Annotated in this window: 12 protein-coding genes and 1 riboswitch; of the genes, 7 read left to right on the forward strand and 5 right to left on the reverse strand. The window is 69.3% G+C overall.

Annotated features, from left to right (window positions below):
• Positions 1–114 precede the first annotated feature (114 nt).
• The 4 genes from recC to arfB are packed head-to-tail and all read left to right on the forward strand — an operon-like array spanning position 115 to position 9861.
• A complete protein-coding gene (recC, locus tag B7G54_RS18700; protein ID WP_085040428.1) occupies positions 115–3453 on the forward strand; it encodes an exodeoxyribonuclease V subunit gamma in 3339 nt (1112 codons plus the stop codon).
• Positions 3450–7160 carry an exodeoxyribonuclease V subunit beta gene (recB, locus tag B7G54_RS18705; RefSeq protein WP_085040429.1) on the forward strand — a complete coding sequence of 1237 codons (3711 nt, stop codon included), beginning with the start codon at positions 3450–3452 and terminating at the stop codon, positions 7158–7160. Before recC ends, recB begins: the two co-directional genes overlap by 4 nt.
• Positions 7157–9460 carry an AAA family ATPase gene (locus B7G54_RS18710; protein ID WP_085040430.1) on the forward strand — a complete coding sequence of 768 codons (2304 nt, stop codon included), beginning with the start codon at positions 7157–7159 and terminating at the stop codon, positions 9458–9460. The genes recB and B7G54_RS18710 overlap by 4 nt, the downstream gene beginning before the upstream one ends.
• Positions 9457–9861 carry an alternative ribosome rescue aminoacyl-tRNA hydrolase ArfB gene (gene arfB / locus B7G54_RS18715; RefSeq protein ID WP_085040431.1) on the forward strand — a complete coding sequence of 135 codons (405 nt, stop codon included), beginning with the start codon at positions 9457–9459 and terminating at the stop codon, positions 9859–9861. Before B7G54_RS18710 ends, arfB begins: the two co-directional genes overlap by 4 nt.
• Positions 9862–9919: 58 nt before the next feature.
• On the opposite strand, the gene B7G54_RS18720 is transcribed toward arfB, so the two are convergent.
• From B7G54_RS18720 to thiC, 5 genes are all read right to left on the reverse strand, one after another.
• Positions 9920–11200 (reverse strand): sensor domain-containing phosphodiesterase, encoded by a 1281-nt coding sequence (locus tag B7G54_RS18720; protein ID WP_085040432.1) that lies wholly within the window; start codon positions 11198–11200, stop codon positions 9920–9922.
• A gap of 478 nt (positions 11201–11678) precedes the next feature.
• Positions 11679–12605, reverse strand: a complete 927-nt coding sequence (locus B7G54_RS18725; RefSeq protein ID WP_085040433.1) for a DMT family transporter — start codon at positions 12603–12605, stop codon at positions 11679–11681.
• A gap of 144 nt (positions 12606–12749) precedes the next feature.
• On the reverse strand, positions 12750–12998 hold the full coding sequence (locus tag B7G54_RS18730) for a hypothetical protein (protein WP_085040434.1): 249 nt from the start codon (positions 12996–12998) through the stop codon (positions 12750–12752).
• A gap of 191 nt (positions 12999–13189) precedes the next feature.
• Positions 13190–13402, reverse strand: coding sequence for a glycine zipper 2TM domain-containing protein (locus B7G54_RS18735; protein ID WP_085040435.1), 213 nt, complete (start codon positions 13400–13402; stop codon positions 13190–13192).
• A 249-nt stretch (positions 13403–13651) separates the two neighbouring features.
• Positions 13652–15583, reverse strand: coding sequence for a phosphomethylpyrimidine synthase ThiC (gene thiC, locus B7G54_RS18740; RefSeq protein ID WP_085040436.1), 1932 nt, complete (start codon positions 15581–15583; stop codon positions 13652–13654).
• Between the two features lie 124 nt (positions 15584–15707).
• A riboswitch (TPP riboswitch) is annotated at positions 15708–15824 on the reverse strand.
• Between the two features lie 270 nt (positions 15825–16094).
• Here thiC and B7G54_RS18745 point away from each other — a divergent pair.
• The 3 genes from B7G54_RS18745 (at position 16095) to B7G54_RS18755 (ending at position 17915) form a co-directional block, all read left to right on the forward strand.
• Entirely contained in the window at positions 16095–16373 is a 279-nt protein-coding gene (locus B7G54_RS18745) for a pentapeptide MXKDX repeat protein (protein WP_085040437.1), read from the forward strand.
• A gap of 91 nt (positions 16374–16464) precedes the next feature.
• Positions 16465–17097 (forward strand): cytochrome b/b6 domain-containing protein, encoded by a 633-nt coding sequence (locus B7G54_RS18750; RefSeq protein ID WP_085040438.1) that lies wholly within the window; start codon positions 16465–16467, stop codon positions 17095–17097.
• A 29-nt stretch (positions 17098–17126) separates the two neighbouring features.
• A complete protein-coding gene (locus B7G54_RS18755) occupies positions 17127–17915 on the forward strand; it encodes a molybdopterin-dependent oxidoreductase (protein WP_085040582.1) in 789 nt (262 codons plus the stop codon).
• Positions 17916–17917: the final 2 nt, after the last annotated feature.

Consider the following 17917-nt stretch of genomic DNA (forward strand, 5'->3'; position numbering starts at 1 on the left):
TCGCGGTCCGCAAAACCTGGCTTTCCGGACGAGGTCCGCGGCGGCGGCCCATTTGCTATCCTTGGTGATCCTGTTCGCCCGGCCCGGCCGGCGCGAGGTTCCGACGCCTGCTTCATGCTCCATCTCTTCTATTCGAACCGTCACGAAACGCTGGCCGATGCGCTGCTCGAGGATCTGGCCGCGTTCCCGGCCCGCAACGGCCCGTGGGCGCCGCAACAGGTCATCGTGCCGAGCGCGGCGCTGCGCCGCCGTCTCGAGCTCGATATCGCCGCGCGCAATGGCGTGTGCGCGAACGTCGAGTTCACGTATCTCGCGCAATGGCTGTGGGCACAGATCGGCCGCGTGCTGACGGTGCCCGCGCGTTCGCCGTTCGCACCCGACCGCCTCGTGTGGCGCTGCTACCGGCTGTTTGCGCAGGCGTCCGACGGTGCGCCGTGGCTCGCGTCGCCGCGGCTGGCCGCGTATCTGTCCGCGTCCGACGACGCAATGCGCTACGAACTGGCGCACCGCGTCGCGGCCGTGCTCGATCACTACCTGACCTATCGTCCCGAATGGCTGGCTGCATGGCAGGCCGGCGAGTCCGTGCTCGCGGGCGACGGCGCGCCGCGTGGGATCAGCGATGCTGCGCGCGACGACGAGCGCTGGCAGGCCGCGCTGTGGCGCGCACTGCTCGCCGAGCTGAGCGACAGCGGCACGCCGCCGGCGCACCGCTTCCTCGTCGAGGCGCGCCATCTCGATCCTGAATCCATCGCACGCGCGGACTGGCCGGAATCGGTGAGCGTGTTCGCGCTGCCGACGATGCCGCCGCTGCATGTCGCATTGCTGCGCGAGCTGTCGCGCTGGATCGACGTGCGCGTCTATGCGCTGAACCCGTGCCGCGAATTCTGGTTCGACATCGTGACCGCCGCGCATGCCGAGGCGCTCGATGCGGCCGGGCGGCTCGACTACCAGGAAGTCGGCCATCCGCTGCTCGCCGAATGGGGCAGGCAAACCCAGGCGCAGCTGCACATGCTGCACGAACTGACCGAAAGCGCCGCGTCGGGCGACGCGTCGCGTTTCGTCGAGAATTCCGCACCGACGTGGCTCGCGCGCGTACAGAACGCGATCCTCGAACTGCAGCCGGAGGCCGAAGCGGGCGACGCGCCGGCCGAGCGCGGGATCGAGGTGCACGTGTGCCACAGCCTGGCGCGCCAGCTCGAGGTGCTGCACGACCGGCTGCTCGCGTGGTTCGACGCCGACGCGAGCCTGCAGCCGTCCGACGTGCTCGTCGCGGTGGCCGATCTCGCGGCGGCCGGGCCGCTGATCGACGCCGTGTTCGGCACGGCCGGCGCCGGCGGCGCACGCGTGCCTTACCGGATCACCGGCCTGCCGCCGTCGCAGGCGAACCCGGTCGCGCGCGTGCTGCTCGACTGGCTCGCATTGCCGGAGCGGCAGGTCGGCGCGCCCGAGCTGGTCGAATGGCTGCGCGTCGATGCGGTGGCGGCGCGCTACGGCATCGATGCGGCCGCGCTGGAGACGGTGCAGACCTGGCTCGCGGCCGCCGGCGCGCGGCGCGGGCTGTCGCCGCTTGCGAGCGACGATGCGGCCGTGCCGTCGCCGCGCCATACGTTCTCCGATGCACTCGCGCGGCTCTTTCTCGGTTATGCGATGCCGGAAGGCGCGGCGCCGGTCGGCGCGTGGCTGCCGATCGAGGCGGCCACCGGCAGCGAGGCCGAACTGCTCGGCCGGCTCGCGCGCTTCACCGACGATCTCGACGGCTTCGCACGGCGGCTGGCCGAATCGCATACGCCGCACGGCTGGAGCGAACTGTTTGCCGACACGCTCGCGCGTTTCTTCGATTCGGGCGCCGCGTATGCGGACGCGCTCGCGGGCGTGCGCGATGCGCTCGATGCGATGCTGGCCGCGATGACGGAGGGCGCGCCCGACGAAGCGTTGCCGGCGGCCGTCGTCCGGGCCGGGCTGACCGCGGCGCTCGACGATCCGGCGCGCGGCGGGGTGCCGTGGGGCGGCGTCACGTTCTCGTCGCTGACGAGCCTGCGTGGCCTGCCGTATCGCGTCGTCTGCCTGCTCGGGATGGACGATGGCGTACTGCCGAGTCTCGCGCGTGCGGACGAATTCGACCTGATGGCCGTGTTACCGAAGCTCGGCGACCGGCAGCGCCGCGACGACGAGCGCAACCTGTTTCTCGACCTGCTGCTCGCGGCGCGCGACCGGTTGCTGATCGCTTACACGGGCCGCAGCATTCGTGACAACGCGCCGTTGCCGCCCGCGGCACTCGTCGACGAACTGCTCGACCATCTCGCGCTCGTCACGGCCGGGCCCGACGCCGCGCCGGACGCGGTCGATGCCGCGCGGCGCGCCTTCGTCGTCGAGCATCCGCTGCAACCGTTCGCGGCCGCGTATTTCCAGCCCGGCAGCGAACTCGTTTCCTATGACGCCGAGCGTGCGACGCTTGCGTCGCTGCTGGCGGCCGAGGCGTCGCGCGACGGGCCGCGCGAGCTGCCGTTCTTCGCGCAGCCGCTGCCGGCCGAACCGGTCGAGCCTGTCGCATTCAGCGAATTCGAACGCTTCTGGCGGCATCCCGCGCGCGCGCTGCTGCGCGGGCGGCTCGGCATCGTGCTCGCCGACGCGCAGGCCGAACTGCTCGACACCGAGCCGTTCGCGCTCGATTTCGCCGGCAGCGATGCGCTCGCCGAGCGCGTGCTGCCGCTGCTGATCGAGTCGGACGAGGGCGGCGTGCACGATCACGCGTTGCGCATTGCCGACGCGAGCCCCGAACTGCCGGGCGGCGCGACGGGCGCCGTGTGGCGCGACCAGGCGCTCGGCTCGATGACGCAGCTCGCATCGAACGTGCGCCGCGCGCTGGCCGACGGGACGGAGCGGCGGCCGTTCTCGCTCACCGTCGTGCCGGCCTGGCCCGACACGGAACAGGCACTGTTCGGCGCCCACGACGCGCTGCTGTCGGGCGACGCGGTGAGCGCGCCGCTCGAACTGCAAGGCACGCTGAACCGGCTGACGCCCGCCGGGCAGATCATCTACCGCTATGCGCGGCCGAGTGCGCGCGACTACCTGTCCGCGTGGCTTGCGCATCTCGTCTATTGCGCGATCGAGCCTGGCGGCCCGCGCCGCACGCTGTGGTTCGGCAGCGGCGGTGCATTCGAGCTGACGCCGGTGGCGGCGCCGCTCGCGCGGCTCGCACCGCTGGCCGCGCTGTTTCGCGCGGGGCGGCGCATGCCGCTGCGGTTTTTCCCGCGCAGCGCGTGGGCGAGGGTGTCCGACGGCGAGGCCAAGGCGGCGAGTGTCTGGATCAACGAGCGGGTCGTGAGCGAAGCCGACGATCCGGCCATCGCGATCGCGTGGCGCGGCGCGCATGCATCGCTCGACGAGCCGTTCGGCACACTCGCGCGGCTCGTGTTCGATCCGCTCGTCGAACATCTGAAGGAGGTCGCATGAGCGCCGTGTCGCAGCCGCAGCAGGCGCTCGAGCTCGACGTGTTCGCGTGCCCGCTCGACGGCGTCAACCAGATCGAGGCGTCCGCCGGCACCGGCAAGACCTGGAACATCTGCGCACTGTATGTGCGCCTGCTGCTGGAAAAGGATCTCGGTGCGGACGAAATCCTCGTCGTGACCTTCACGAAAGCGGCCACTGCCGAGCTCCACGAACGGATTCGCGGCCGGCTCGCGCAGCTCGCGCATGCGCTCGATACGGGTGACGATGGCGGCGATCCGTTCATCGAGCGTTTGCTCGAGACGACGCTCGGCGAAGCCGGCGCACTCGATTCTGAAACGGCCGCGAAGCGGATCCGGCGCGCGCTGCGCGCGTTCGATCAGGCCGCGATCCATACGATCCACGCGTTCTGCCAGCGCGCGCTGCAGGAAGCGCCGTTCGCGGCCGCGATGCCGTTCGCGTTCGACATGGAGGCCGACGACGCGTCGCTGCGCTTCGAGCTCGCGGCAGACTTCTGGCGCACGCGCGTCGAACCGGCGGCCGCGCGCTGGCCGGGCTTTGCGACCTGGCTCGTCGAATCGGGCGCCGGCCCAGCCGCGCTCGATGTGCAGCTCGCGCGCCGGCTGAAGAAGCCGCTCGCCGCGCTGCGCTGGGACGGCGTGACCGAGCCGGACGAATCGGCCGAGGCCGCCGCGGCCGAATGCTTTGCCGAGGCCGGGCGGATGTGGGCGGCCGAGCGCGAAGCGATCGATGCATTGCTGCGCACCGCGCAGCCCGCGCTCAACCAGCGCTCGCACAAACCCGAAGCGGTTGCCGACGCGCTTGCCGCATGGGCCGCGCATTTCGCGCAGGGCGACGCGACGGCTGCGCTGCCGAAGGCTGCGCTGAAGCTCACGCGCACCGCGCTCGTGAAGGCGACGAAAAAAGGCGGCGCGACGCCCGAACACGCGTTTTTCGACGTAGCCGACGCGCTCGAAGCGGCCGTGGCGGCGGCCGAGGCCGCGCAGCGTGCGCGCTGGCTCGCGCTGATCGCCGAATGGCTCGACATGGCGCCGGGCGAGCTGGCCGAGCGCAAGCGCACACGTCGCGTCGTCTCGTTCGACGATCTGCTTGCAAACCTGTACCACGCGCTGCATGCGCATCCGTGGCTCGCCGAGACGCTGCGCGCGCGCTATCCGGCCGCGCTGATCGACGAGTTCCAGGATACCGACCCGCTGCAGTTCGCGATTTTCGACCGGATCTTCGCGCCGGGCGGCCCGCTGTTTCTGGTCGGCGATCCGAAGCAGGCGATCTACAGCTTCCGCGCGGCCGATCTGCATACCTATCTTGCCGCGCGCGCACGGGCGAGCGCGTGCTACACGCTTGCGGTCAACCAGCGTTCGACGCCTGCGATCGTCGACGCGTGCAACCGCTTCTTCATGTCGAATCCGCATGCCTTCGTGCTCGACGGGCTCGACTATTACGCGGTGCGCGCCGGCACGCGCGTGCGCGCGCCGTTCGTCGACGCAACCGATCCGGGCCCGGCCGGCGATTTCCGGGTCTGGGCGTTGCCGGGCGGCGAAGGTACGCTGCTCAAGCGCGACGCGCAGGCGCAGGCCGCCCAGGCCTGTGCCGCCGAGATCGCGCGGCTGATGCGCGGTGCGCGCGAAGGGTGCGTGCGGCTGGGTGATACACCGCTGTCGCCGGGCGATATCGCGGTGCTCGTGCAGACACACCGGCAGGGCAGTCTCGTGAAGCGCGTGCTGGCCACGTGGGGCATCGGCAGCGTCGAACTGGCGCAGGCCTCGGTGTTCTCGACCGGCGATGCGGAGCAGCTCGAACGCGTGCTGGCGGCGATCGATGCACCGGGCGACCTGCGGCGCTTGCGCGCGGCGCTCGCATCCGACTGGTTCGGTCTCGATGCCGGCGCGCTGTGGCGGATGGAGCAAGGCGACGGCGATGCGCAACGCGAAGCATCAGCGGCGGATAGCGTCGACGCGATGAGCTGGGTCGAGCGCTTCTCGCGGTATCGGCTGCTGTGGCGCGAACGCGGCTTCGCGGTGATGTGGCGCACGTTCACGCGCGAGTTGCGGATTGCCGAGCGGCTGATGGCCGGTGCGGACGGCGAGCGCCGCGTGACCGACATCAACCATCTGGCCGAACTGACGCAGGCACGCGCGTCCGCGCAGCCGGGCATCGCGCCGACGCTGCGCTGGCTCGCCGCGCAACGGCTCGACGGCGGCGGCGAGGAAGCGCAGTTGCGGCTCGAATCCGATCGCAACCTCGTGCAGATCGTCACCGTGCACAAGTCGAAAGGGCTCGAATACGCGATCGTGTTCTGCCCGTTCCTGAACGACGGCGGGTTGCGCGAGCCGCCCGCGTCCGCACTGCCCGATGCGCGCGAGTATCACGACGAGGCAGGCGACGCGGTGCTGCATTACGGGTGCGACGACGAGGCCGCCGCTCACGCGGCGCGGCAGGCGCTGCGCGAGCAGGCCGCGGAGCGTGCGCGGCTCGTCTACGTGGCGCTCACGCGTGCGGTCTATCGGTGCTACGTCGTCGCCGGGCCGTACCTGTCGTCGCGCTCGACGCGCGAGGCACGGCGCAGCGTGCTCAACTGGCTCGTGGCGGGCGCCGGCCAGTCGTTCGATGCATGGCTCGACGAGCCGCCCGACGAAGCCGCGCTCGATACGGCGTGGCATGCGCTCGCGGGTGGCCCCGTGAGCGTCGCGCCGCTGCCGGCGCCGGCGCGACCCGAGCGTCTCGCGGCCGGGCACGACGCGTCGCAGACGCTCGCGGCGCGTCATGCGACGCGCGTGCTGCGCGATGCGTGGCGGATGGCCAGCTTCAGTTCGCTGACCGCGTCGATGGCGCGCGAGGAGGCGGGCGTCGCGGCCGTGCCCGATGACGAACTGCGGCCCGATCACGATGCGCTTGCCGCGGTGGCGCCGGATGGCGAGTGGCTGTTGGCCGATACGGTCGCGCCCGAACCGCCGGACGACGATATCCTCGTGTTCCCGCGCGGCGCGGCGGCCGGCGAGTGCCTGCACCGCCTGTTCGAACTCAGCCGGTTCACGGAGCCCGAGTCGTGGCCCAGGGCCGCGCTCGGCGCGCTGCACGACCGGCCGGTCGAGGCCGAGCCCGAACTCGCGACGCGCCTGCCCGCGATGATGGTGCAGCTGGTCGACGATGTCGTGCGCACCGAGCTCGTGCCGGGCATGCGGCTCGCCGATCTCGATCCCGCGAAGCGGCTCGACGAAATGGGTTTCCTGTTTCCGGCGCCGTCGCTCGACCTGATGGCGCTGCGCCGCCTGCTGGTCGCGCACGGCTACCCGGACGTTGCACTGGAGGCGGGCACGCTCGCCGGTTTCATCAAGGGTTTCATCGACATGATCGTCGAACACGACGGCCGCTTCTGGATCGTCGACTGGAAGTCGAACCATCTCGGCACGACGCCGGACGCCTACGGCCCGCGCGCGCTCGACGTCGCGATGGCCGATCACGCGTATCACCTGCAGGCGCTGCTCTATACGGTCGCGCTGCATCGCTACCTGCGCGGGCGGTTGCCCGATTACGACTACGACACGCATATCGCGGGGTATCTGTACCTGTTCGTGCGCGGCGTGCGGCCCGACTGGCACAGCGGCGGCGAGCCGGCCGGCGTGCATGCGCGACGGCCCGCGCGCGCGCTCGTCGACGCACTCGACCGGATGATGGAAGGGGGGCGCGCATGAACGCGCAGGACGACACGCTCGAATTTACCGGCGGCCTCGTCGCGCGGCTGCCCGAACCCGCCGATTTCGGCATCGCGCTCGCGGAGGGTTTCGCGCGCCGCATCGGCGATCTCTCTCGCCGCGCCGGTGCGCCGGCCGCGGCCGCGCGCTGGGCGGCGCGCGCCGCGTTCGCGACGAGTCGCGCGACTGCGGGCGGCCACGTGTGCGTCGCGCTCGGCGCGCTTGCGCAGCGCTACGAAGCACCGCTCGACGAAGTCCGCACGGCGCTTGCCGCGAGCGGCGTGGTCGCGTTCGGCACGCTCGCGCGCGGCGACGAGCGGCCGCTGATCGTCGACCGCCACGATCACCTGTACCTGTCGCGCTATTTCGACTACGAACGGCGGCTTGCCGATGCGCTCGTCGCGCAGGCCGATGTGGCCGCACCGGGCGAAGGTCTTGCACCCGACCGGTTGCGCGACAGCCTCGCGCGTTATTTCGGGCCGGCAACCGGCGAAGTCGACTGGCAGCGCGTCGCGGCGATCGTCGCGCTGACGGGCCGCGTGACGATCGTCAGCGGCGGCCCTGGCACGGGCAAGACGACGACGGTCGTCGGCGTGCTGGCCTGCCTGCTCGATGCGCACCCGGGGCTGCGCGTCGCGCTGGCCGCGCCGACCGGCAAGGCCGCGCAGCGGATGCAGGAAGCGCTGCATGCGCGGGCCGGCGACCTGCCGCCCGAACTCGCGGCGCGCCTGCCCGACACGTCGTACACGCTGCACAGGCTGCTGGGCGGCGGCGGGGCGGCCGGCTTCCGGCATCATCGCGACAATCCGCTGCCGTATGACCTGATCGTCGTCGACGAGGCGTCGATGATCGATGTCGCGCTCGCCGCGCATCTGCTCGATGCGCTCGCGCCGGGCGCGCGGCTCGTGCTGCTCGGTGACAAGGACCAACTGGCCGCGGTCGAGGCGGGCGCCGTATTCGCGGAGCTGAGCGCACGGCCGGCGTTTACCGCCGCGGCGCGCACGCGCATTGCGCAGGCGCTCGACATCGACGAGGCGGCATTCGTCGCGGCGTTGCCAGTGCCGGATGCCACCGCAACCGCAGCTGTTTCCGCTGCGTATCCGGTTTCCGCAGCGGCCCGGGCCCCGGCATCGCCATCGGCACCCGCTGCCGCCACTGCACGCAAACCGGCATCGCGACGGAAAGCCGATGCGCGACAGGCATCGCTCTTCGACGACGAACCGCAGGATGACGAAGTTTCGCCGGCCAACGTCGCGCCGCCGCCGGCTGCAGGTCCGATGCTGACCGAAACCGGTGAGGCTGGCGAGGCAGGCGAGGCCCCCGCGTGGATCGAGGTCGACGAACTCGCGTGGCTCGACGCCGTCGAGTTGCCGCCGTTCGACGCAGGCGACGTGGCGCTTGCATCGGTCACATCGATACTGCCAGGCGAACCTGCCGCCGCATCGGCCACACCGGCACCGGCACCGCTCGCCGACTGCGTGGTCTGGCTCGAACGCAATTACCGCTTCGGTCTCGATTCGCCGATCGGGCGGCTGTCGCTCGCGATCCGCAGCGGCGACGTGCAGGCCGCGCTCGACGCGCTGCCCGCCGACGATTCTGCCGCGGCTTCGTTCCATGACGATGCGGGCGAGTCGCTCGCATCGTCGACGGTCGAGCGGCTTGCACGGCGGTTCGGCGCTTACCTCGATGCGTTGCGCGACGCGCTGGCCGCGCCGGTGCCCGATCCGCTGCCGCTGTTCGATGCGCTCAACCGGTTCAGGATCCTGTGCGCGACCCGCAGCGGCTTGCGCGGCGCGGAGCACGTCAATGCGCTCGTGGCCGCGCACGTGCGCCACGCGGCGCGCGTGCCGCTCGCGGTCGGCGCGCACTGGTTCACGGGGCGGCCGATCATGGTGACGCGCAACGACTATGCGCTCGGGCTGTTCAACGGCGATATCGGCATTGCGCTGCCCGACGCGCACGGCGTGCTGCGCGTATGGTTCAGGCGTGCGGACGGCACCGCGCGCGCGGTGTCGCCGGCCGCGCTGCCGCCGCACGAAACCGCGTTCGCGCTGACGGTCCACAAATCGCAGGGCTCGGAGTTCGACGAAGCCGCGCTCGTGCTGCCGGCATCGTTCGGCCGCGTGCTCACGCGCGAACTCGTCTACACGGCCGTCACGCGTGCCCGCACGCGCGTGCAGGTGATCGGGCCGCGGCGCGTGCTGGCGCAGGCGGTCGCGACGCGTACGCAGCGCGATTCGGGGCTCGCGGCGCGCGTCGACGAGGCGCTTGCGCGGCGCCGCAGGGAGGCTTCACGATGATGATCCGCTATACGCTCGATCCGGCCGAGGTCGAATGGACAGCCGTGCGCGCGCAGGGCGCGGGCGGCCAGAACGTGAACAAGGTGTCGAGCGCGATCCACCTGCGCTTCGATATCCGTGCGTCGTCGTTGCCGCCCGTCATCAAGGAGCGGCTGCTCGCGCTGTCCGACCAGCGCATCACGCGCGACGGCATCGTCGTGATCAAGTCGCAGGAATATCGTACCCAGGAGAAGAACCGCGAGGCCGCGCTGGCGCGACTCGATGCGTTGATCAGCGGCGTTGCATTCACACCGCGCGCACGGGTCGCCACGCGGCCGACGCGTGCGTCGAAGGAGCGGCGGCTCGAGCACAAGTCGCGTCGCGGTGTGGTGAAGTCGGGAAGAGGGAAAGTGATCGACTGACGAATGGACGAGCGGACGAACGACGCGCGCGACAGCCGGTCGTCCGCCGCCGTGCCGGTTACCGCATGACGGTTCCTGCGCTGTCGAGCACGAAGTCGACGCAGAACACGACGAGCCGACTCTGCGCGCGGATCGCGACGGCGGCCGTATAGCAGTCGCGGCCTTCCGTCAGCGAGAAGTGCGGGCCCATCAGCGCGACACGTCCGGGTGCGGCGATCGCGCGCTGGAAATAAGGGCGCCGTGACCAGTTGCTGTGGGTTTCCGGGAAGAGCGGTGCGAGGCGGGCGACACCTGCCTGGCCGTCGTCGGCGCGCGCGCCGATCGACGGCAGGAACTGCTCGCCGGTCTCGTCGGTGACGAATACGCGGCGCGCGGCCGGCACCGCGAACACGCGCTGCGCGGCATCCTGCAGGTTGCCGCTCGCGGAAAATGCGGCCGCGCCGGTCAGCACGAGCCGCTCGATCGCGTCGAAGCCCGGTTGCTCGGCAACGACCGGCGTGTGCCGGCGGGCGATGAAGCGCTGCCACGCGGCGTCGAGCATCGCGGGGGCGGCCGCGCTTGCATGTGCGATCGATGCATCGGGCTGGCCGAACTGGAAACCCTGCACGAAATCGATGTCGGCTTCCATCAGCGCCTGCAGCGAATCGTCGTTCTCGACGCCCTCGGCAAGCACCATTGCGCCGGCCTGATGCAGCATCGACACGAGATGATGCATGATGCGGCGATCGTCGGCCGAACCGGTCGAGCGTTCGACGAGCGAGCGATCGAGCTTGACGATGTCGGGGCGCGCGCGCCACACGCGGTCGAAGTTCGAGAATCCCGTGCCGAAATCATCGATCGCGATCAGGAAGTCGCGATGCTGGATCATGTCGATCGTGCGGGCGAGCGCGGCTTCGTCGCGCGACGGCTGTTCGACCACTTCCAGCACGATGCGGTTCGGCGGCAGTGCGAAATGCCGGCATAGCGCCTCGACGAATTCGCGCTGCACGAGGCCGGAGTCGAGCACGCGCGGCGTGACGTTCAGGAACAGCCAGCCGTCGCCGATACCCTGCGCGACGAAGTTGGCCGTGTGCAGGCAGCGTGCGAGCCGGTCGAGCAGCAGCGCGTCGGCGTCGCCGCGCGTCTTGTCGAACAGGGCGACGGGCGAGATCAGTGCGCCATTCGCGTCGACGACGCGCAGCAGCGCCTCGTAACCGACGACGCGCTTGTGCGTGATCGACAGCACGGGCTGGAACACGCTGCGCAGCGTCGTGGTGCGATAGGTGGCGAGCCAGCCGCCGGGCGTCGGCGTGAGGCGTTCGAGCAGGGAGTCGAGCGAGAGGTCGCGGGCGGGCTTCATGTCAACGGCGCCCGAGGGTGAGCGGCGGGGCAGCAGCGCGCCACCACACTGAAGCAGTCGCACGCGCAGGCGGACGCGAAAGGACGTGGGACATCGAGACCGCCTTCTGCGGGTAAGTGTTCCGAGTGTAACGGGAATGGCGCCGCTCGCGTATCAGGGAAACTCCAGACGCACGCGGGTATGCGGCTGCGGCCGGCGCCGCCCGCATGCGCGTCGCGCATGGCCGCCGCGCAGCGAAGGGCGCCGCCGCCGAACATGACAATCCGGCGGGAGGTACGGCACGGCACGGCATGGCATGGCATGCCATGCGTGGTGGGGCGGGAAATCCCGGTGGCCGGCGCAGCCGCGAGCCAATATCGCCGTCAGAGGAATGCCGGCCGCGCTGCGGCGCCATCCGCGGCGCGGCGCAGAGCAGTCGGCGCCTGGTCGTCAGGCATCACGGCCCGACCGATGGCGCCGCGTGTGCCCGCATGAATCGTCAGGTCGCTTCGCCGCTGCGCGGCCGGATCCCGGGAATCCGCTTGATCACGCCGGTCGCGAGCGCGGTGCCGACGAGCACGATCGCGCAGCCTTCGATCATCACGGCCGACACGTGTTCACCGAGGAACAGCGCGCCCCACAGCAGGCCGAACACGGGGATCACGAACGTCACGGTAATCGCGCGGGCAGGGCCGATGTGCGCGATCAGGTAGAAGTAGATGAAATAGGCGATGCCCGTGCAGGCGACGCCGAGGGCGAGCACCGAGCCCCACGCGTGCGCGCCGACCGGCGCGGCCGGCCAGGTGGCGATCGCGAACGGCAGCAGCAGGACGGTCGAGCCGATCATGCTGCCGGTCGCGTTGACGAGCGGATCGACGCCGGTCAGCTTGCGCTTCGTGTAGTTGGCCGCGATGCCGTACAGCAGCGTCGCGCCGAGCGCCGCGGCGGCAGCGAGCGCGGTCGCGGTGGCGCCCGTTTCGCCGTGCGCATTCGCGATCTGGTTCCACACGAGCGTGAGCACGCCGGCGAAGCCGATCACGAGGCCGAGTGCGCGCGGCAGCGACAGCTTGTCCTTCAGCCACAGGTAGGCGACGAGCGCGCCCCAGAGCGGCGTCGTCGCGTTGATCACCGACGTCACGCCGGCCGACAGCGTCAGTTCGGCGAACGCGAACAGGCAGAACGGGATGCCCGAGTTCAGCGCGCCGACGACGAACAACGGCCATGCATGACGGCGCAGCCGGGCGCCGAGATCGGCAGGTTTGAAGCGCGTCAGCGCGAAGCCCGCGAGAAACAGCGCGCCGATGCCTACCCGCAACGCCATCAGCGGCGCGACGCCGAGATCGACGACGCCGATCCGGATAAAGAGGAACGACGCACCCCACAGGGCAGCGAGCACGGTCAGCAGGAGGGCATTCTTGGGCGACATCGATCGTGAAGGGCGGGGGAAGGGATGCGCAGAATCTTACACCCCGTTACCACGCCGTCGTTTCACGTCTCGATGAAATGTCAAGAAACGGGAAGCTCGCCGGTTGCCGGCGCGGGGCGGCCGCCTGCCGGCGGTCGTTCCCGATCAGTGATGGTGCCGGCCGCCGCGCCCGCCGAAGCCGAAATCGAGCGATAGTGCCGGTCCCCAATAGCCGCCCCACGCGGGCGCATAGGCCGGTGCCGGATAGTAATAGGCGGGGCCCGGATCGACATAGACGGGGGCCGGCTGCACCGGTGCAGCCGTGTAATAGCCGCCAGGATAATAGCCGTACGGGTAGTAGCAGCCGGTGAGCGTCACGCAGGCGAGCGCCGCGGCGACGAGGGTCCTGTTCATGATGTTTCTCCGGCGGAGCCGGCAATCGGCAGATGCTTAAGCTTAGGCCGCGCGCCGATGACACGGTGTGCAAAACGGTAACGGATCATTTCCGCGCAGGCGGCCGGTTACGTTGCGCCGCCGCATGCGAAAACGGCGCTTCCGCACCGCGAAAACGCCGTCTGGCCGACTGTCGCGGCGTGCTTCGCCGCTTACTTGCCGACCTGGTTGCCGATGATGCCGCCGGCCGCTGCGCCGCCCAGTGTGGACAGCGCACTGCCGCCGATCGCCGCGCCGGCGACGCCGCCGACACCTGCACCGATTGCCGTGTCGCGCTGGCGCCTCGTCATCGAGTCACAGGCCGACAGGCTGGCCACGGTCGCGACGAGCAGCGCGTATACCCCAATACGCCGTATCGAATTCATGATCGTTGTCCTTGCGGTTGTGAACGGAGGACACGCGACCGGCCGGCGGCCGCGCATGAACCCAATCTACGCGCCGTCCCCCGGCGCTGCTGTAAGGACTTGTTAAGGCTCGCGCGGTTTCGTAATGAATTGTTTCCGGTGGTTTCCGGTGCGCCGGCGGGCACGCGACATGCGCAAAAAAGCCCGCTCGAAAGCGGGCTTCGTGCATCGCGAGGCGATCCGGCAGGGATCACCGGGCCGCGCGTTCGCTTACTGGCGGTGATAGATTTCGGCGCCGGTCTTGACGAACTCGACCGCCTTCACCTCCATCCCCTTCTTCAGCGCTTCGGTTTCCGACACACCCTGCTGCGCCGCGAACTCGCGCACGTCCTGCGTGATCTTCATCGAACAGAAGTGCGGGCCGCACATCGAGCAGAAGTGCGCGACCTTCGCCGAATCCTTGGGCAGCGTTTCGTCGTGGAATTCGCGCGCCTTGTCCGGATCGAGACCGATGTTGAACTGGTCTTCCCAGCGGAACTCGAAGCGTGCCTTCGACAGCGCGTTGTCGCGCACCTGCGCGCCCGGGTGGCCCTTCGCGAGATCGGCGGCGTGCGCGGCGAGCTTGTACGTGATGATGCCTTCCTTCACGTCGTCCTTGTTCGGCAGGCCGAGGTGTTCCTTCGGCGTCACGTAGCACAGCATCGCGGTGCCGAACCAGCCGATCATCGCGGCGCCGATGCCGGACGTGATGTGGTCGTAGCCCGGCGCGATGTCGGTGGTCAGCGGCCCGAGCGTGTAGAACGGCGCTTCCTTGCACCAGTCGAGCTGGAGATCCATGTTCTCCTTGATCAGCTGCATCGGCACGTGGCCGGGGCCTTCGATCATCACCTGCACGTCGTGCTTCCAGGCGATCTGCGTGAGCTCGCCGAGCGTCTTCAGCTCGCCGAGCTGCGCTTCGTCGTTCGCATCGTAGATCGAGCCGGGGCGCAGGCCGTCGCCGAGCGAGAAGCTCACGTCGTACGCCTTCATGATCTCGCAGATCTCTTCGAAGTGTTCGTACAGGAAGCTTTCCTTGTGATGTGCGAGGCACCACTTCGCCATGATCGAGCCGCCGCGCGACACGATGCCCGTCATCCGGTTCGCGGTGAGCGGCACGTACTGCAGGCGTACGCCCGCGTGGATCGTGAAGTAGTCGACGCCTTGCTCGGCCTGTTCGATCAGCGTATCGCGGAAGATTTCCCAGGTCAGGTCCTCGGCCTTGCCGTTGACCTTTTCGAGCGCCTGGTAGATCGGCACCGTGCCGATCGGCACCGGGCTGTTGCGGATGATCCACTCGCGCGTTTCGTGGATGTGCTTGCCGGTCGACAGGTCCATCACCGTGTCGCCGCCCCAGCGGATCGCCCACGTCATCTTGTCGACTTCCTCGCCGATCGACGACGTGACGGCCGAGTTGCCGATGTTCGCGTTGATCTTCACGAGGAAGTTGCGGCCGATGATCATCGGCTCGGATTCCGGGTGGTTGATGTTCGCGGGGATGATCGCGCGGCCGCACGCCACTTCCGAGCGCACGAATTCCGGCGTGATCTCGGCCGGCGCGTTCGCGCCGAAGGCCGCTGCGCCGAATGCCTGGCCCGGGTGCTGGCGGCCCATCATCGCGGCGAGCTTCGCGCCGTTCGGGCCGCTCGCCTTCAGGCTCTCGAGGTACTCGGCGCGGCGCTGGTTCTCGCGGATCGCGATGTATTCCATTTCCGGCGTGATGATGCCCTGGCGCGCGTAGTGCATCTGCGTGACGTTCTTGCCGGCCTGTGCGCGGCGCGGGTTGCGGTGCAGGCCCGGGAACCGCAGGTCGGCGGTGGCCGGGTCGGCCGCGCGCTCGAGGCCGTACTGGCTCGACAGGCCGCCGAGCACTTCGGTGTCGCCGCGCGCCTCGATCCAGCCCTGGCGCAGCGCGGCCAGGCCCGCGCGGATGTCGATCTTCGCTTCCGGATCGGTGTAGGGGCCCGACGTGTCGTACACGTAGATCGGCGGATTCTTTTCGCCGCCGAAGCCGGTCGGCGTGTCGGCCTGCGTGATTTCACGCATCGGTACGCGGATGTCGGGCTGCGAGCCGGTTACATAAACCTTGCGGGAATTCGGCAGCGGGGCGACGGCCGCGGCGTCGACATGGGCGTCGGCGGACAGAAACTTCGGATTGGCGTTCATGCAATCTCCTGTGTGAGCGCCGGACAGGCGCTTCGGCGCTTGCCCGGAGCCCTTGACGAATGTGGGGCTCGAGCTAAGCAGGAGACGAGGCTTGGTGAGGCGGCGGATTTCGTCAGAAGGATGGCGGCGAAATCCGTACGCTTCCCTGCGCTGGCATTATCCAGATCAGGTTCAAAGGGTATTTCTCACCCGCAATGCCGGTTGTTTGACCGCGCGCATTGCAGGACCCCCGCGTTAGCAGCGCACACGATACACTGGCTTGGCGGCGGTTTCAACCGGGAGCGGATCGGCTGCTCCGGTGCGGCCGCAGCATGGCGGGCGGTGCGGTGGCCCGTCGAAATGGCAGCGCGCGTCGTCGCCGCATGGCCCCACGGCTTGGCCGGTAGCGGCGAAGCGGCGCAGCATGACGCGCTTTCGCGCAACTTCAAAAAAAAAATTTCGCAGCGGCTGTCATTTCCCGCGACGTCGTCCGTCTATTCGGCTCCTTAAACCCATGTTTTGGAGAGATGTCATGAAAAAAGTACTGATTGCCGCTTGCGTCGCCGCTTTCGCCACGATCGCCACGGGCGCGTATGCGCAGAACGACGCGATGTCGCAGCAAGGTTCGTCGATGTCGAAGGACGCGATGGGCCACGACGCAATGGCCAAGGATGCAATGGGCCATGACGCGATGAAGAAGGACGGCATGAAGAAGCATGCGATGAAGAAAGACGCGATGAAGAAGGACGCGATGTCGCACGACACGATGAGCAAGCCGTCGTCGGGCGACAAGATGGCGCCGTCGAACTGACGAAAGCGGACGCGGCGCGGCCGGCGCGTGCGTCGCACGACGGCCGCCCGCCTGCGTTTCGTCCCGTCGACTCATTCCGGGAGTCTTCATCATGCAAACCGTTCCCGCTACCGGCCGCGCGGCTGCCACGCCGCCCGCGCGGCCGATCCATCCGCTGTGGGTGCGCGCGAGCCACTGGCTCAATGCGCTCGCGGCGATCCTGATGGCGCTGTCCGGCTGGCGCATCTACGATGCGTCGCCGATCTATCCGCCGTTCGTGTTTCCGCACGGCATCACGCTGGGCGGCTGGCTCGGCGGCGCGCTGCAATGGCATTTCGCGGCAATGTGGCTGCTGGTCGGCAACGGGCTGTTCTACCTCGCGATGTCGATCGCGACGGGGCGCCTCGCGCGCAAGATGCTGCCCGTCACGCCGGCGTCGATATGGCGCGACATCCGCGCCGCACTGGGCGGGCGGCTGTCGCACGACGACCTGAGCGTCTACAACGCGGTGCAGCGTGCCGCGTACCTGACCGCGATCGTCGATCTCTTCGTGCTGGTGCTGTCGGGGCTCACGATCTGGAAATCCGTGCAATTCCCGCTGCTGCGCGAATTGTTCGGCGGCTACGACAACGCGCGTGTCGTGCACTTCTGGGCGATGTCGCTGCTCGTCGCATTCTTTGTCGTTCACGTCGCGATGGCGCTGCTCGTGCCGCGCTCGCTGCTCGCGATGCTGCGCGGGCGCTGACCCGTCAACTTCGGGTGAAGGAAATCATCATGTCGGAATCCGAATACAAGCGCGACGGTTCGCGCTGGACGCTCGACCGGAAGTCGCTCGAACTCGACGTGCGCCGCGAGCTCGAGATGCCGTCGCGGCGGCTTTTCAACCGGCGCGTGCTGACGCTCGGCGGCTTGACGATGCTGACCGGCTGCACGCTGCAGGACGACGCGTCGGTCAACACGTTCCTCGAGAAGGTGTCGCGCATGAACGACCGCGTGCAGGCGTGGCTGTTCAGCGGCGACCGGCTCGCGCCGACCTACACCGAAGCCGATATCACGCGACCGTTCCCGTTCAACGCGTACTACGGGATCGACGACGTGCCGCACGTCGATGCGTCGACGTATCGGCTCGTGCTGTCCGGCCGCGTGACGGGCAAGCGCGTGTGGACGCTCGACGAACTGTATGCGCTGCCGCACGCGGAGCAGATCACGCGGCATATCTGCGTGGAAGGGTGGAGCGCGATCGGCCGCTGGGGCGGCACGCCGTTCGGCGCGTTTCTCGCACGCGCCGGCGCCGATACGCGGGCGAAATACGTCGGCTTCAAGTGCGCGGACGATTACTACGAGAGCATCGACATGCCGACCGCGCTGCATCCGCAGACGCTGCTCGCGTTCGATTACGACGGCCGCCGGCTGCCGCCGGAATTCGGCTTCCCGATGAAGCTGCGGATGCCGACCAAGCTCGGCTACAAGAACCCGAAGCACATCATGGAAATCTTCGTGACCGATACGTTTCCGGGGGGCTACTGGGTCGACCAGGGGTACAACTGGTTCGGCGGATCGTGAGC

It is taken from the genome of Burkholderia puraquae (assembly GCF_002099195.1).
GTDB lineage: Bacteria > Pseudomonadota > Gammaproteobacteria > Burkholderiales > Burkholderiaceae > Burkholderia > Burkholderia puraquae.

Excerpts from the sequence above, each read along its gene's own strand:
- recC (WP_085040428.1), top strand. The coding sequence starts at position 115 with ATGCTCCATCTCTTCTATTCGAACCGTCACGAAACGCTGGCCGATGCG.
- recB (WP_085040429.1), top strand. The coding sequence starts at position 3,450 with ATGAGCGCCGTGTCGCAGCCGCAGCAGGCGCTCGAGCTCGACGTGTTC.
- B7G54_RS18710 (WP_085040430.1), top strand. The coding sequence starts at position 7,157 with ATGAACGCGCAGGACGACACGCTCGAATTTACCGGCGGCCTCGTCGCG.
- arfB (WP_085040431.1), top strand. The coding sequence starts at position 9,457 with ATGATGATCCGCTATACGCTCGATCCGGCCGAGGTCGAATGGACAGCC.
- B7G54_RS18720 (WP_085040432.1), bottom strand. The coding sequence starts at position 11,200 with ATGAAGCCCGCCCGCGACCTCTCGCTCGACTCCCTGCTCGAACGCCTC.
- B7G54_RS18725 (WP_085040433.1), bottom strand. The coding sequence starts at position 12,605 with ATGTCGCCCAAGAATGCCCTCCTGCTGACCGTGCTCGCTGCCCTGTGG.
- B7G54_RS18730 (WP_085040434.1), bottom strand. The coding sequence starts at position 12,998 with ATGAACAGGACCCTCGTCGCCGCGGCGCTCGCCTGCGTGACGCTCACC.
- B7G54_RS18735 (WP_085040435.1), bottom strand. The coding sequence starts at position 13,402 with ATGAATTCGATACGGCGTATTGGGGTATACGCGCTGCTCGTCGCGACC.
- thiC (WP_085040436.1), bottom strand. The coding sequence starts at position 15,583 with ATGAACGCCAATCCGAAGTTTCTGTCCGCCGACGCCCATGTCGACGCC.
- B7G54_RS18745 (WP_085040437.1), top strand. The coding sequence starts at position 16,095 with ATGAAAAAAGTACTGATTGCCGCTTGCGTCGCCGCTTTCGCCACGATC.
- B7G54_RS18750 (WP_085040438.1), top strand. The coding sequence starts at position 16,465 with ATGCAAACCGTTCCCGCTACCGGCCGCGCGGCTGCCACGCCGCCCGCG.
- B7G54_RS18755 (WP_085040582.1), top strand. The coding sequence starts at position 17,127 with ATGTCGGAATCCGAATACAAGCGCGACGGTTCGCGCTGGACGCTCGAC.